Annotated in this window: 18 protein-coding genes; 6 read left to right on the top strand and 12 right to left on the bottom strand. The window is 55.5% G+C overall.

Translation table 11 applies throughout. The features are described from left to right. The 8 genes from ACYZT5_RS14660 to ACYZT5_RS14625 form a co-directional block, all read right to left on the bottom strand. On the bottom strand, window positions 1–480 hold the full coding sequence (locus tag ACYZT5_RS14660) for a hypothetical protein (protein ID WP_462051722.1): 480 nt from the start codon (window positions 478–480) through the stop codon (window positions 1–3). Window positions 481–581: 101 nt separating this feature from the next. Further along, window positions 582–959, bottom strand: a complete 378-nt coding sequence (locus ACYZT5_RS14655) for a hypothetical protein (protein ID WP_462051721.1) — start codon at window positions 957–959, stop codon at window positions 582–584. 319 nt (window positions 960–1,278) lie between these two features. After that, window positions 1,279–1,599: a hypothetical protein gene (locus ACYZT5_RS14650; RefSeq protein ID WP_462051720.1), complete on the bottom strand. Its 321-nt coding sequence runs from the start codon at window positions 1,597–1,599 to the stop codon at window positions 1,279–1,281. 238 nt (window positions 1,600–1,837) lie between these two features. Beyond that, entirely contained in the window at window positions 1,838–3,319 is a 1,482-nt protein-coding gene (locus tag ACYZT5_RS14645) for an AAA family ATPase (protein WP_462051719.1), read from the bottom strand. Window positions 3,320–3,437: 118 nt separating this feature from the next. Continuing rightward, a complete protein-coding gene (locus ACYZT5_RS14640) occupies window positions 3,438–4,091 on the bottom strand; it encodes a hypothetical protein (RefSeq protein WP_462051718.1) in 654 nt (217 codons plus the stop codon). A 42-nt stretch (window positions 4,092–4,133) separates the two neighbouring features. Beyond that, window positions 4,134–4,319 carry a helix-turn-helix domain-containing protein gene (locus ACYZT5_RS14635; RefSeq protein WP_462051717.1) on the bottom strand — a complete coding sequence of 62 codons (186 nt, stop codon included), beginning with the start codon at window positions 4,317–4,319 and terminating at the stop codon, window positions 4,134–4,136. Between the two features lie 92 nt (window positions 4,320–4,411). Beyond that, window positions 4,412–4,924: a hypothetical protein gene (locus ACYZT5_RS14630; RefSeq protein WP_462051716.1), complete on the bottom strand. Its 513-nt coding sequence runs from the start codon at window positions 4,922–4,924 to the stop codon at window positions 4,412–4,414. Further along, window positions 4,921–6,186: a tyrosine-type recombinase/integrase gene (locus ACYZT5_RS14625; RefSeq protein WP_462051715.1), complete on the bottom strand. Its 1,266-nt coding sequence runs from the start codon at window positions 6,184–6,186 to the stop codon at window positions 4,921–4,923. Before ACYZT5_RS14625 ends, ACYZT5_RS14630 begins: the two co-directional genes overlap by 4 nt. A gap of 217 nt (window positions 6,187–6,403) precedes the next feature. Between ACYZT5_RS14625 and ACYZT5_RS14620 the strand changes: the two genes are divergently transcribed. Beyond that, window positions 6,404–7,465 carry an AI-2E family transporter gene (locus ACYZT5_RS14620; RefSeq protein WP_462051714.1) on the top strand — a complete coding sequence of 354 codons (1,062 nt, stop codon included), beginning with the start codon at window positions 6,404–6,406 and terminating at the stop codon, window positions 7,463–7,465. On the opposite strand, the gene ACYZT5_RS14615 is transcribed toward ACYZT5_RS14620, so the two are convergent. The 3 genes from ACYZT5_RS14615 to ACYZT5_RS14605 all read right to left on the bottom strand — a co-directional run bounded on the left by ACYZT5_RS14615 (window position 7,462) and on the right by ACYZT5_RS14605 (window position 8,548). Continuing rightward, window positions 7,462–7,644: a hypothetical protein gene (locus ACYZT5_RS14615; RefSeq protein WP_095128871.1), complete on the bottom strand. Its 183-nt coding sequence runs from the start codon at window positions 7,642–7,644 to the stop codon at window positions 7,462–7,464. The two genes, ACYZT5_RS14620 and ACYZT5_RS14615, sit on opposite strands and share 4 nt — an antisense overlap. Window positions 7,645–7,744: 100 nt before the next feature. Then, window positions 7,745–7,939: a hypothetical protein gene (locus ACYZT5_RS14610; protein WP_003179723.1), complete on the bottom strand. Its 195-nt coding sequence runs from the start codon at window positions 7,937–7,939 to the stop codon at window positions 7,745–7,747. 234 nt (window positions 7,940–8,173) lie between these two features. After that, window positions 8,174–8,548 carry a hypothetical protein gene (locus tag ACYZT5_RS14605; RefSeq protein WP_462051713.1) on the bottom strand — a complete coding sequence of 125 codons (375 nt, stop codon included), beginning with the start codon at window positions 8,546–8,548 and terminating at the stop codon, window positions 8,174–8,176. Between the two features lie 246 nt (window positions 8,549–8,794). Here ACYZT5_RS14605 and ACYZT5_RS14600 point away from each other — a divergent pair, with 246 nt between their 5' ends. Both ACYZT5_RS14600 and ACYZT5_RS14595 read left to right on the top strand, forming a co-directional pair. Next, a complete protein-coding gene (locus tag ACYZT5_RS14600; protein ID WP_462051712.1) occupies window positions 8,795–9,646 on the top strand; it encodes a shikimate 5-dehydrogenase in 852 nt (283 codons plus the stop codon). Between the two features lie 12 nt (window positions 9,647–9,658). After that, on the top strand, window positions 9,659–10,177 hold the full coding sequence (locus ACYZT5_RS14595; RefSeq protein ID WP_462051711.1) for a cupin domain-containing protein: 519 nt from the start codon (window positions 9,659–9,661) through the stop codon (window positions 10,175–10,177). 184 nt (window positions 10,178–10,361) lie between these two features. Here the strand turns inward: ACYZT5_RS14595 and ACYZT5_RS14590 are convergent, their stop codons facing one another. Beyond that, complete coding sequence (locus tag ACYZT5_RS14590; RefSeq protein WP_462051710.1) at window positions 10,362–11,009, bottom strand: YceH family protein; 648 nt, start codon at window positions 11,007–11,009, stop codon at window positions 10,362–10,364. Between the two features lie 307 nt (window positions 11,010–11,316). Between ACYZT5_RS14590 and ACYZT5_RS14585 the strand changes: the two genes are divergently transcribed. Genes ACYZT5_RS14585 through ACYZT5_RS14575 form a run of 3 tightly spaced genes read left to right on the top strand, consistent with a single transcriptional unit; the run spans window position 11,317 to window position 13,358 of the window. Further along, the gene (locus ACYZT5_RS14585; protein ID WP_462051709.1) at window positions 11,317–12,294 is read left to right on the top strand and encodes an NAD-dependent epimerase; all 978 of its coding nucleotides are present in this window, start codon (window positions 11,317–11,319) and stop codon (window positions 12,292–12,294) included. 48 nt (window positions 12,295–12,342) lie between these two features. Next, entirely contained in the window at window positions 12,343–13,083 is a 741-nt protein-coding gene (locus tag ACYZT5_RS14580) for a glycosyltransferase family 2 protein (RefSeq protein WP_462051708.1), read from the top strand. Beyond that, complete coding sequence (locus ACYZT5_RS14575; RefSeq protein WP_462051707.1) at window positions 13,080–13,358, top strand: lipid-A-disaccharide synthase N-terminal domain-containing protein; 279 nt, start codon at window positions 13,080–13,082, stop codon at window positions 13,356–13,358. Before ACYZT5_RS14580 ends, ACYZT5_RS14575 begins: the two co-directional genes overlap by 4 nt. Window position 13,359: the final 1 nt, after the last annotated feature.

The following is a 13,359-nucleotide window of genomic DNA, read 5'->3' as shown; positions in this document are numbered from 1 at the left end:
TTATCTCAACGTGGCACTGTCTAACAGCTCGGCCAACGCTTCATCACGGTTGGCTTTGCCTCTCACAATCAACACGCCATCGGCGATACGCTTACAGCAGTAGCCGCCTTCTCCGTTGTTGATTGGTCCGTCAAAGTAAATATCGAAGCCAGGTGGTAGACCGTGTTCACTGACCAACAAGGCAGGAAGTTGGTGGTAATTCAGCAGAATAACGTTACAGAAGCCTCTACCACAGTCGACTACTAACAGCTCTGCGTATCCCGATCTATCTGCCCAGATGACATTGATCCGATCAAAACTATGGAAGGTGTCAGAAACTACGCTCCACAAGCCGCTCTGCAATAGGCGCTCTTTCGTAGTACCGGCTGGCACTACAGCGCTCCACGTATTATTGCGTGATTCGTGGAATGCCACGGCGCTACGGGTTAGCGGGGTAATCTTCACCGGGGCTTCATGTTCAGTGCTGGGGCTGTTAGCCATTGAAGTTCTCCAAAAATACGTTTGAATGTATTTTCAGTTTGAACTTTGCCTACTGATTGACAATACGCTGACCGGTAATCGCTTTGCAGTTGTGACCAGAACTACTTAGCGATTATGTATAGTCCCTGATTGACCAGAACGCGCTGCACCACGGCGCGGGTTGGGAGTTTGGTGATCCCGTAGAAACTACGCTTGAGCCACATGTGGTCCAACACAGCGGATATCCTGAACACTTGGTGTTGCGCTTCCAGCTTGGCGCGAATGCTCTCGACAGCAGCGGCTATCGGAGCCTCTATCTCTTGAGTGCGATCACTGCGGGCCTTGGCGGGATTGGGCACCATGGCCTTGAGCTGTTGAAGTTCAAGCCGCGCACGCTCCAGTTCATCCAGCAACACGTTCGTTCGATGCAGCAGATCCGGGGGTAGACGCCTTGCACGGTTCTGGTCGTCGAGGCTGGTCGATTCAATCGTAGTTTTCACCGTCATTCACCTCTCAAAATGCCCTGTCGTGACAGCGTGGTAGCGTGTAGGCCGCTCCAACATCATGTCCACTGAATCCAGGCAACCTCGGCGCCTGCGCGTCTTCTACAGCCTACGGCGAGCTAAAACCCATTTTGCTGAAATACTGTATGAATACCCACTATTTACCTTCTTCCGTGACCCTGCCGTAACCCCGCGAGCATCACGCAGCTCTATCACAGGTCTTTCAAGCTCTTAAACAGCGGATCAAGTGTCCGTTTATGGGTGGAAATGGTGCTGTTCGCGTCACGTTTACGCGAAGCATGACTGCCGGATTTTTCTATTTGTCTGCTTGCACCATGGATAATTGATCGCTGTCAGTTTCTGCTAAAAGTCTTTCAAGCAATAAGGCCAATGTCTCATCACCATGCAGTCTGTCGCGCAATTTATTAAAAATGGGTTCTGGTACTAAAACCTGTAGTTTCCTGAAACCAGCGTCACGTCTCCGCTGTTCGAATTCTTTTTGCGTGACCGAGTGGCGTGACGGTTTCCTGGGTTTCACCGCCAGATAAAAGCGCCCGGACTCCAAACCATTTTTTATGTCCGCATTCATCATCACACTACGGACATATGCCGCTTCGACCACTTTGACTTCTTGCATCACCATCCCTCCCGAAAAAGGGCGCGTTATTTGGCCCATTTTCACCATCCGGAAGATTGCGCCAAAAAGATTGCGCCCCTAAGGAACACTACGCTCGGCGCAATGCCTCGCTGCCGTCTGCTGTACATGATTGCGCCAGCCTTGGAATCAATTGGCGCAATGCCCTAAAAACCAGCTGAAACCCTTGAGATAGGGCCTTGCCTATTGCGCCGGTGTATTGGCGCAATCACACACGCATTTAAGCCATTAATTCACTTTTTGATTGCGCCCGAGATTCTTTCTCATCTAGAACCCAAATGCTGTGTTCTGGCCCGAACCTTCCTATGGTTTTGGAACTGACGAACTTGATCCCCTTACCATCCAGTGAAGCCAGCACGTTCGGAATGTCGCGTCTTTCGATCATCATTTTCATGCAGCCGTCCTGCATCTGCCGTAGTGACAAACCTTCTACGTTCTCGGGTTTGCGCATGTACTGCAACAAACGCCCCTGTGCAGCTTCCTTACCCTTGACCTCGCTGGCACCTTCAATTAACTCGTAGACAGGTCCAGGCAAGCGACGGAGATAAAACGGTGGGTGAGTCGCCATATAACTGGCCTTGACGTTCCACACGGCGAACACCGGGGCGTCATGGATTTTCGTGATATGTAATTTCGAATACTGGTTATCGGGCAGCTCGACCATGATCACCACCCCACGGGCGGCATCACCCAAAGAACCACCGCCCCGCAATGATTGAAGTGTTGGCGGGTATTTCGAGACGGATTCTTTGGTGACATGGTGAACACCTTGCACGTTGGCGCCGGTGCGCTGCGCGACTTCCTTAAAGGCCAGTGCCACTTGCATCAGGTCAGAGTTCATTTCATCGCCACCGTTGAGCATGGCAATGGTTTCGACCAATACCGAGACGGCACCCTCGCTGATTTTTACAAGCGTTTCGATGGCTTCACGGCTTGGCGCGCATTTGGTGAATTCCTTGATCGTCACCTGCATGCCCCCTACCTCGTCATTGCCGAAGAAAAAGAAGTTTTCCTTTATGTCCGCTTTGACTTGCGGGCAGATATCCTCGGGTATTCTCCCCAGCCACGCTTGCATGCGCGACTTGATGATTCGCCGGCTATCCTCGCAAGAGACGAAAAGGGAAATGCCTTTGATGGTATCCATCTCCCGGTATTTCAGACCCGCTGCAATGCACAACCCTTGATTTAATGCTTCTGTACTTTTACCGACCCCACCGGGGCCAGCTAATATGGTCAGTTGCCCCATAGGCCGCGACGGTCCGGCGACATGCGGACACGGCGGGTCAACCTTGTGCATGTCATCGTCGGTCGTTCTACCGACTTCGCGAGTCAGGTTTTGCCAGTTGGGCAGGTCGGGCGCGTCAGGCTCTTTTCCCTTCGGCGCGCAGACCTCGCGCACAATGTCGGTGACATACTGCTGTTCGTTACGACGCGCATAGTTACCGTATTCGTAGTTCATCAGCCCCAGTGCAATCTCATCGGGCGTGCAGTGCAACCGCCGGTGCAGGGTCAGCGCGTAGGCATAACTGAAGTCGTCCCCGGTCGCCTTGGGGGGCATCCACGGCGTGGGTTTGCCCTTCGATAGCTTGGCGTAGTCGTCGATCTTCCAGCCCGCCGCTAGCTTGTCGGAAAATGCGTTCCGATCAACACTTTCAGGGTGCAGGATCAGAACCGTGTTGGGTACTTTTGTAGAGCCGTCCATATATGTAACCCCCGGTGTTGCTCGATAGTTGCCGAGGGTTTAAAATGACCTCGGTGTTGCTTTCGGTGCGACCCAACTTGAAAGCCCTCTCGGTTGATTAAATCGAGAGGGTTTTCGTTTATTCCCAGAGTTTATCGCCCATCTGGCGGATAAATTCTTCAGCTAATTCACCCCTGATTTTATCGGCATGCTGGCTCATGTACTCATGGACAACTTCGTCCATTCCACCGACGTATTTGTCCCCGAACCAGTTAGCCAATTCGCGGGCGAATTTCTCAACCAATCCGTCCCTGAATTCCTCGGTCAATTCATCCATGTATTCCTCGGTCAATTTGCCGTCGAAAATACCCCACAACCGGCCCTTGAATTCTTCGGCAAATTGATCATCGAAATAACTCGTCAATTTGCCCGCGAATTCACTAATCAATTCGTTCATGGCTTGCTCGGCCAGGTACTCATCAGCCGACTCACTCAACTCCGCCACAAAACGGAAACCGGAATCAGCCGGCGTTATCTCATTGAAAAAACCCCAACGGGAAATGAACCGATTTTCAAGCTCGTTCCAGCGTTCACAAGTGGACTCATTAACTAATGCCAACTTCGCGAACAATGGATGATCGCCCGGCAATGCCTTGACGGTTTCAGCCGCACCTTCCAGCGCTACACCGGACGCCAAGTTACGGGCGTCGTCAGGGTGCTTGAGGGACTTGGACTCGCGAAAGTCGATGGCGCTAGCGATGTGCATCAGCAGTGCTTCTTTAAAAATGTTCATTTCACACCTCTTATTGTTTTGCCGTCCTTGGCTTAGAGTCCATTACACACCTTCGCGCACAGTCCGGCTTTCCAGAAAGGCGTCTAGATCTTTTTTCCAGTAATAAACTTTGCTGCCGATTTTTAGATACGGGATGGGATAACGCTTGGTGCAGCGCCACACTTCAAGCGTACCGGGGGTAACACCGATATACGGGGCGGCCTCGTCGTTATTCAGTTTCTCGTTCATTTCAGTTGCCCTCATTAAACCCCGCTGACTTTAAATCGGGGGAATGGGGCTAGCCTAAACGGAGTAAAGACTGCTGTCGGGTTAGACTTTTTTCAATTCCTAACCCGTTTTTTGAGGGTCTCAGCTAGTTGACCGAGGATGATGTGCTGGTTAACTTCAAACTGCTGGCGTGCTTTGTCGTCCGTGATCTGGTCATCCAAGAACTCGGCCTCGATCAGCCCCTTCATTCCATCGTAAATCTGCTTAATCCGAGCCGCGCTAAGATGGCGGTATTTTTCGCCGACAATGCTAAAGGCACCCTTCTTCTTCTTGTTGTCATCGAGCGGCAGATGGTTTTTGGCGCGGTGATTCAACATCCAAACCTCCCGCGCGATTGCGTAGTGCTCCTTGAAGGTGGCGCTTTTCTTGCCTGGATTAAACACCTTGTCAGCCTCGCGCCCGGCCGCGATCTGCTTAAGCGCGGGCACGAAATATCCGGCCAAGGCTTTTGGTGGCACTTCCCCTTTTTCCAGGTAATCGGCCAGTAAGCCCACCAGCGCCCGCGCCGCTACATCGTCGCCCGCCTTTGCCGCTTGGATGGGAAGATCGAACCATGAGGTGTTCATGACGTGGCCCCCCTCTGGATCTGGATCACGTTATCAGCGACAGCGGCCTCGGCTTGCGCTTCGATATAGTTAGCGAGCACCTGCCAACCATTCCGCAACTCGGCTTCGCTTTTCTTCACATAGTGGCGTCCGGTCACATCGTTGCTTTGCACGGTGTGATTCAGCATTCCTTTCAAGACGTAGGTGCTCACCAACGGTTCGGCGTGACTGGCAAAAGTGGCGCGCAGGATCTTGACACTGAATTCGATCCCGGTGACTTTCACCAGCGTCTGTAGGGTCTGCTGAAGGTTGCGTGGGGCGAACAGGTGATCCGTCGAAGCCTTACCTTCAGCCTGCCGTTTGACGATTTCCCATGCTTGTGTGGACAACGCCAACGTGTGATCGCGCCGGTTTTTAGTGTCGCGCAACAACACTTTTCCACCCGCTAGATCACAGTCACTGATCAGCACTTTGAGTGGTTCGGCAGGTCTACAGCCGGTCAACATTGTGAATTTCAAGTAATCCTTAGTAGGTGAGACCGGCAACGCGTTCACCGCATTCCACCAGCGCCCGATGGGCTCAATCCAGTGCTCGTTGACGCCGGACTGGGGAATGTCGATGCGGTCCACTTGCGGAGTGTCCTTGTTGAACGGACCATGCGCGACGACGATGCCGTGGTAGTTCAGCACTGCTCTCAGGACTTGCATGGCGTAGCCAGCAACGCGTTCACCGCGCTTGAGGTTGGCGTCGTTGACTGCTTTGATTTCACGAGCGGTGATGCTGCGGATCGGCTTACTGGCTAGCGTGAACAGTCCACCTGCCGCGCCTGACGCTCCACCCGGCTTCACCTTGGCCGGTGCTACCATCTCTAGATAGTCGTCCTTGGTTCGCTGCTTCAACAGCTTCTTGTCACTCTTCCGGCGCTTGTGCTCGACATACACCGCCACGGCCTCGGCCAAGGTCAGCGACTCGACCTTCGTTGCCCGCTTTGCCGCGCTCGGGCTCCTGCCATCAGCCAGATCAGCCAGTGCTTTTTTTGCTTTCCTGCGGGCTTGCTCGATACTCACGTCAGGGTACTTGCCGAGGCTGACCCGTTCAGGCTTGCCACCTGCTGCGCGGGCGAAGACAGAAAAAGATATGGCGCCAGCGGACGTGACTCTTAGTTGCAGGCCACGCACAGATTCAGCGCCGGCTTCGTCATAGTAGGTGGTGCGTTTCCCGGCCTCGGGCAGTGGCAAGGCATCAAGGCTCGCCTTGGTGAAATTGAACCGGTTGGTGTCCATGGTCTGGTCTCCTCGGGTTACGCCGGGGAGACGCAACAGGTGTAACCCCGGTAATTTCAGTGTAACCCTGTTAAGGAGACCATCCCCCCAAGTGCCTAGAACATATAGCTTTATTAAACTCTATTAGTCAGCACGAAACCGTACTTTCGCTGACTAAGCATCAGGACGGCTCTTCAGTACAAGAGCCTGCGCCCCTGCGGACTGACATGGATCGGACATGAACGAAGAGACACTGCAAGACAAATCACTGGTGATCTTGCTAGGGCTGGTCACCGCCGCTTTCATCTGGATTTTGCTGCCGTTTTACGGCGCGGTGTTCTGGGCGGTGATCCTCGGCATCCTCTTCGCGCCCCTGCAGCGACGACTGCAACTGAAGTTTGGCTGGCCGCGCAACCTGACATCGCTGCTCACCCTGGGCATCTGCCTGGTGATCGCGATCCTGCCGGTAATCATCCTCAGTATCTTGCTGGTTCAAGAAGGGGCCGCGGTTTACAAGAGCATTGAAAGCGGCGAACTGGACATCGCCGGGTATGTGACGCATTTCAAACACAGCCTGCCGCCGTACTTCCAGCACTTGCTAGACCGGGCCGGGGTAGGCGAGCTGGACGGGCTGCGGGAGAAAATCATCAAGAGTGCGGTGACAGGCAATGAGTTCATCGCCAACAAAGCCTTCAGTTTCGGCCAGGGTACGTTCGATTTCGTGGTGGGGTTTTTCATCATGCTCTACCTGCTGTTCTTCTTTTTGCGCGACGGAGCAGAACTGGCGCGAAAAGTACGGGCTGCCGTGCCGCTGCAGGAGCACCAGAAACGCCGTTTGCAGCTCAAGTTCAATCGCGTGGTGCGGGCGACAGTGAAGGGCAACCTGCTGGTGGCGATCACGCAGGGTGCGTTGGGCGGTTTGATTTTCTGGTTTCTGGATATTCCGAGCGCGCTGCTCTGGGCGGTGCTGATGGCGTTTCTGTCGCTGTTGCCAGCGGTGGGGGCGGGGATTGTCTGGGCGCCGGTGGCGGCGTTTTTCCTGTTCACCGGGGCGATCTGGCAGGGCGTGGTGTTGGCGCTGTTCGGGATTTTTGTGATCGGCCTGGTGGACAACGTGCTGCGGCCGATCCTGGTGGGCAAGGATACGAAGATGCCGGACTATCTGATCCTCATCTCGACCCTGGGCGGTCTGGCGATCTTCGGCCTCAATGGCTTTGTGATCGGGCCGCTGATCGCCGCGCTGTTTATGTCGAGCTGGGCAATCTTCATTGAAACCAAGCCTCGGGTGCAGCTGCCTTAAGCGCTGAGTTGGCCTTGGCCAATACGTTGCGACAGTGCCTGGGCGGCCGGCAGCGAGGTGAGCGGTCCGCTGATCGGTTCGCCGTCCTGCACCAGGTACCAACAGGCGAGCAATCCTAGCTCTCTAAGCGGTGCGGGAACGGCGCTGCCGATAACGGACATGATCTGAACCTGGGACATAAGTACCTCCATCAATCTATGGAGCTACCTTACGGACCCGACGCCTGGACGGACAATCAACGCTTTCGATAGTCGTCATTGACGCCAATGAGCCTTCGGTTCAGTCGACCACCAGATCAAGCATATGGACCACTTCCTGCTCGTTGAGCAGGCCTTTTCGCACCAGGTTTTCTGCCAGCAGCGAAAGAAATTTGGCGCTGCGATGGCCTTCCAGGTGCTTGAGTTCGGTCAGTGCGTTGTACACCTTGCTGGAAGTGCACAAGCCGACAATGCGGTGCGGGTTTTGCGTGGGCATGAGGTCGTCCTTGTTTTTATCAACCTGTTGTTAACGGACAGATCCAAGATTGCGGACCTGACATGACATAAATATGACCGTTTTCCCCAAAGCGGGGGAAGAGTGGCGAGTAATCTTGCCAACTTGCACCGCAAAGACTGTCCCGACAGCGACCTTGCCGAGATTTATCCAGACCTCTACCGACGTACGGTCACAAAAAAGGCCCCGCTGTTGAAGCGGGGCCTGATGATTCTGTTACCAGCGGCCATAACCGTGGGGAGGGCCGTAGTAACCGCGCGGTGGACCGTAATAACCACGTGGCGGACCGTAGTAAACCGGCGGTGGACCGTAATAGACCGGTTGTTGCACGTAGACCGGTGCCGGCTGGTAATAAACCGGTGGAGGTTGTTGTACGTAGACCGGCTGAGGCTGAACGTAAACCGGTTGCTGTACATAGACCGGGCGGTTGCTGTTGATGATGGCCGAACCGACGATGGCCGAGCCAACGATCGCGCCAAATACCGCCGGTCCTTCCCAGCCGTGACCGCCGTGACCGCCGCCAGCCTCTGCCTGCCCTGCGATAGCAAGAGCACCGATCAGCAAGGCTACTGTGGGGATTTTACGGATCATGATAATTCCTCGGTTCTTCGACCCGGCGCTTGTGTCTGCAATAGACCCAAGGATTGTCGCGGGGATACTTCTAAGACAGCGTTTTTTTCAAAATCAGCACAGCCGTTGGGTAAATTTTGTGTAAGGTCTGTACTAGCCTCTTTACGCATCCAGTGATGCCGCGTGCAGACACGCCGTTATGATCGATCAGACCCGATGGAATGGCTAATCCCGTCCATCTGAAAGTGCTATCAAAGGAGATTTTTCATGCAGATGAACCCCAACAGAGACACCCAGCTGTGCATGTCGCTTTCCGCACGCCCCGGGAATTTTGGCCTGCGGTTTCACAATCATCTGTATGAGCAACTGGACCTGAATTTTTACTACAAGGCCTTCAGCAGCCAGGATCTGCCAGGCGCCGTTGGCGGCATTCGCGCCCTGGGGATTCGTGGTTGCGGCGTGTCGATGCCGTTCAAGGAGGCGTGCATTGCCCTGGTCGATGAACTGGACCCCTCCGCTGCGGCCATTCAATCGATCAACACCATCGTCAACACCGACGGCCATCTCAAGGCTTACAACACCGATTACATCGCGATCGCCCAGTTGCTTGAAACCCACGAGGTGCCGAAGGAATTGACCTTTGCCCTGCGCGGCAGCGGCGGCATGGCCAAGGCTGTGGCCAGTGCCTTGCGCGATGGTGGCTACAAAAATGGCCTGATCGTTGCCCGTAACGAGCGTGCCGGACGGGCGTTGGCCGAATCGCTGGGCTATCGATGGCAAGCGGAGCTGGGCTCGGAGCGGCCGCAGATGCTGATCAACGTCACACCGATTGGCATGTCCGGCCCCGAGGCCGATCAGCTGGCGTTCGATGTTGAAACCATCGCTGCTGCCGAGACTGTCTTCGATGTAGTGGCCGTCCCCTCGGAGACACCGTTGATTGTGCGCGCTCGTGCTGAAGGCAAGCGAGTGATCACCGGGCTGGAAGTGATCGCGATCCAGGCGCTGGAGCAGTTCGTGCTGTACACCGGCGTGCGGCCAACCGATGAGCAGTTTCACAGCGCCGTGGAATTTGCCCGCAGTGGCCTTGGCTATCCTGCTGCGCAGCCAGCGAAACCGTGACTGAGGTTATTCATGCATCCTGCCATTCTTAATCTGGATCAGGCCGAGCTTAAACCGCTGCCCGAAGCGTTTGCCCCTACAGGAGACACCGCCGACCGCTATCAGCAGCGGCAGGCGCGCATCGGCCAGCAACTCGGCGCGCAGAAGCTGGGTTATCGCCTGTACGCTCTGGAACCGGGGATGCGTGGCAGCCCGTTTCACAGTCATCGGGTTAACGAAGAGATGTTTTACATCGTGGCCGGGGAAGGGGAGATTCGCTTGGGTGCCGAACGCTTTCCCGTTCGCGCCGGGGATGTCATTGCCTGCCCACCGGGCGGCCCTGAAACCGCGCACCAAATCATCAACACCAGCAACGGTGAGCTGCGCTACCTGGCGGTCAGCACCCAGCAATCACCCGAGATTTGCGAGTACCCGGATTCCGGCAAGTACGCGGTGATGGACGACTTCAAGGTCGACGCCGAGGGCAATGCCTCGGGCTTCGTCGCCGTCGCCAGGCCGGCTGACGGCGTGGATTATTGGGACGGCGAATAACATTTCCAGGCATGGCGCCTATCTTGTAGCAGCTGCCGAGCCTGCGAGGCTGCGTCCGGCTGCGCAGCAGTCGTAAACCCTACGTGCACGATTTTACTGAAATACCGCATTGCTTGATTTAGCGACTGCTGCGCAGCCGGACGCAGCCTCGCAGGCTCGGCAGCTGCTACATAGACCGTGTTGTTTATTCTAGGCGGGCCAGACGCTCTTCCAGCGCCGCAATCCGCGCCTCAAGTTCTTCGATCCGCTCAACCGATACGCCGCCGCCCGTGCCACGTTCGACCGGGTTCTGCCGTGCCGCCAGGATCACTTCGATGTCCGCCGGGTCGCCCAAGGCGTGCATGTAGCGGTCTTCCCGCTGCCCAGCCTGGCGCGGAATCAACAGCGCCAGACCTCGAGCAATCAAACGTTCCAGTTGATGCACCACCTGTTCGGCATCTTCGAAGTCATGCATGCGGCCGCTGCGGGTCAGCAGCTCATTGACCGTTTGCGGACCGCGCAGGAACAGCAGTCCCGCAAGAATGACCTGCGCCGGCACCAGTTCCAGTGCCTTGTCGACCTTATGCTCCCAGCGGTCCGCACGACTGCCCATCACCAGTTTGGTAAAACCTCGTCCTTCGAGGGCGCGCAGACTCTGGCCGACCTGACCCTGGGTAAGGTTCATCACCGGCTCGCGGCTGGTTTTCTGGTTGCAGGCAATCACCAGCGCATTGAGGGTCAGCGGATAGGTTTCCGGGCTGGTGGCCTGTTTTTCGATCAGCGAACCCAGAATGCGGATTTCCGTGCTGCTGAGTCGCGGCTCGTCGAAGGTCGTTTCTTGCTCAGTACTCATGATTCTGCATCCTTCCCGGGTTCATGTTTTTCTCCTGCTGGCATGCACTTTAGATAGACGTGTGCCAATGGCAACTGAATTCGTCGCTCCTTCTTGGCAATCGTCACAAAACCTAAATGAATAATTAACGCTATTTTTACAATCCGACGAGCAACGTATGCATGGCCGAGAATTGGCGGACCTCATCGCGGGCATCTGGTAGTTCTCCCATCGACGATATAAGCCTTATTGACTGGACTATGGAGCAAAGCATGAAGCTGACGTGGGTATTGGCCAAGAACAATACGCTGATCGGTGCGTACTCCCTATGACCGTTCTGGTCACTGGCGCTGCCGGTTTCATCGGGTATCACACTGTCAAGCGTTTGTGCCGGGAAGGACTTGAAGTCATCGGTATCGACAACCTCAACGACTATTACAGCGTTGAGCTCAAGCGCGCACGGCTCAACGAGCTTGCATCCTTGCCAGGCTTTCGTTTTCAGACCCTGGATATCGTCGACAAACCGGCACTGATGGCGTTGTTCAAAGAACATCGTTTTACCGACGTTGTGCACCTGGCGGCCCAGGCGGGCGTTCGCTATTCACTGGACAACCCGGACGTCTACGCGCAATCGAACCTGGTGGGTTTTCTGAATGTGCTGGAAGCTTGCCGTCACTATCGGCCCGAGCACCTGATCTATGCATCAAGCAGCTCGGTGTACGGTACCAACAGCAAAATGCCGTTCAGTGTCGAAGACGCTGTCGATCACCCCATTTCACTGTACGCGGCCAGCAAACGTGCAAATGAGTTGCTGGCTCACAGTTATTGTCATTTGTATGGCCTGAGGGCCAGCGGCCTACGCTTTTTTACCGTTTACGGACCTTGGGGGCGTCCCGACATGGCGCTGTTCAAGTTCACCGAAGCAATCCTCAAAGGCCTGCCGATCGATATCTATAACCACGGCCAGATGGCGCGCGACTTCACCTACATCGACGACATCGTCGAAAGTATCGCCCGTCTGCGCCCACGGCCGCCGATCCCGGACGGGGAGGGCGACGGCGTTAACCGAATTTTCAATATCGGGCGTGGCATGCCGGTAGCACTGCTGGAGTTCGTCGATTGTCTGGAATCGGCGCTGGGGATCAAAGCGCAGCGCAACTTTCTACCATTACAGCCTGGCGATGTGGTCAAGACCTGGGCTGACGTGTCGGCATTGACCCAATGGGTCGACTTCCACCCTCAGGTGACGGTGGAAACGGGTGTAGTGGAATTTGTGAAGTGGTATCGCCACTTTTATCAGAGATGAAATGTTCGCCCTTGATAATAAGAAACCAAGGAATAAAGGGGGGACCCTATGAGTCATGAAATTTTTGTATCTGTACTGATTCCGGCAAAAAACGAAGCGAGCAACCTAAAGCCCTTGATTGAAGAAGTGCGCACGGCCTTGGCCGACGAGGCGTACGAAATCATCGTCGTGGACGATGGCAGTACCGATGCCACTTTGCACGAACTGCGGCAGATCAAAAACAGCGGCCTGAGCACGCTGCGTATCCTGCGTCATGAGCGTTCGCTTGGGCAAAGTACCTCGCTTTACCATGCGGCACTTGCTGCCAAGGGGCAGTGGCTGGCCACGCTCGATGGCGATGGCCAGAACGATCCTGCGGACATCCCCGGGATGTTGGCCTTGGTGCGCGGTGAACAGGGGCTGGTCGGCATTCAGTTGGTGGCCGGGCATCGGGTCAACCGCCGCGACAACGCGAGCAAGCGCTGGGCTTCACGGTTTGCCAATGGATTGCGCAGCCGCATGCTCAAAGACCAGACACCGGACACCGGTTGCGGATTGAAATTGATCGAGCGGGCGGCGTTTCTGCGCCTGCCGTACTTCGATCATATGCATCGGTTCATTCCTGCACTGATCCAGCGTCACAACGGCCGAATGATCACCCATCCGGTCAACCACCGTCACCGCACCTCCGGGGTCTCCAAATACGGCAACCTCGACCGTGCCCTGGTGGGCATTCTCGACCTGATCGGCGTCTGGTGGCTGATCCGGCGCACGCGCCTGAACGCCAATGCGCAGGAAATCGAAGGATGAATCTCTCCCGTGAAACCCTGTGGCTGGTGGTCGGCTTCGCCGGCCAGATAGCCTTTACCGGTCGCTTCGTCCTGCAGTGGCTGTACAGCGAATACAAGAAGCGCAGCGTGATTCCAGTGAGTTTCTGGTACCTGAGCATCGTCGGTAGTGTCCTGCTGCTCGCTTACGCCATTTATCGGCAAGACCCTGTATTCATTGCCGGTCAAGCCTTTGGCTCGATCGTTTATCTGCGCAATTTGCAGTTGATTGCCCGCAGCAAACACTTAAAGGACTGAG

This window comes from Pseudomonas sp. LB3P14, from assembly GCF_054898045.1.
This window is presented reverse-complemented; position numbering and strand designations above follow the sequence as displayed.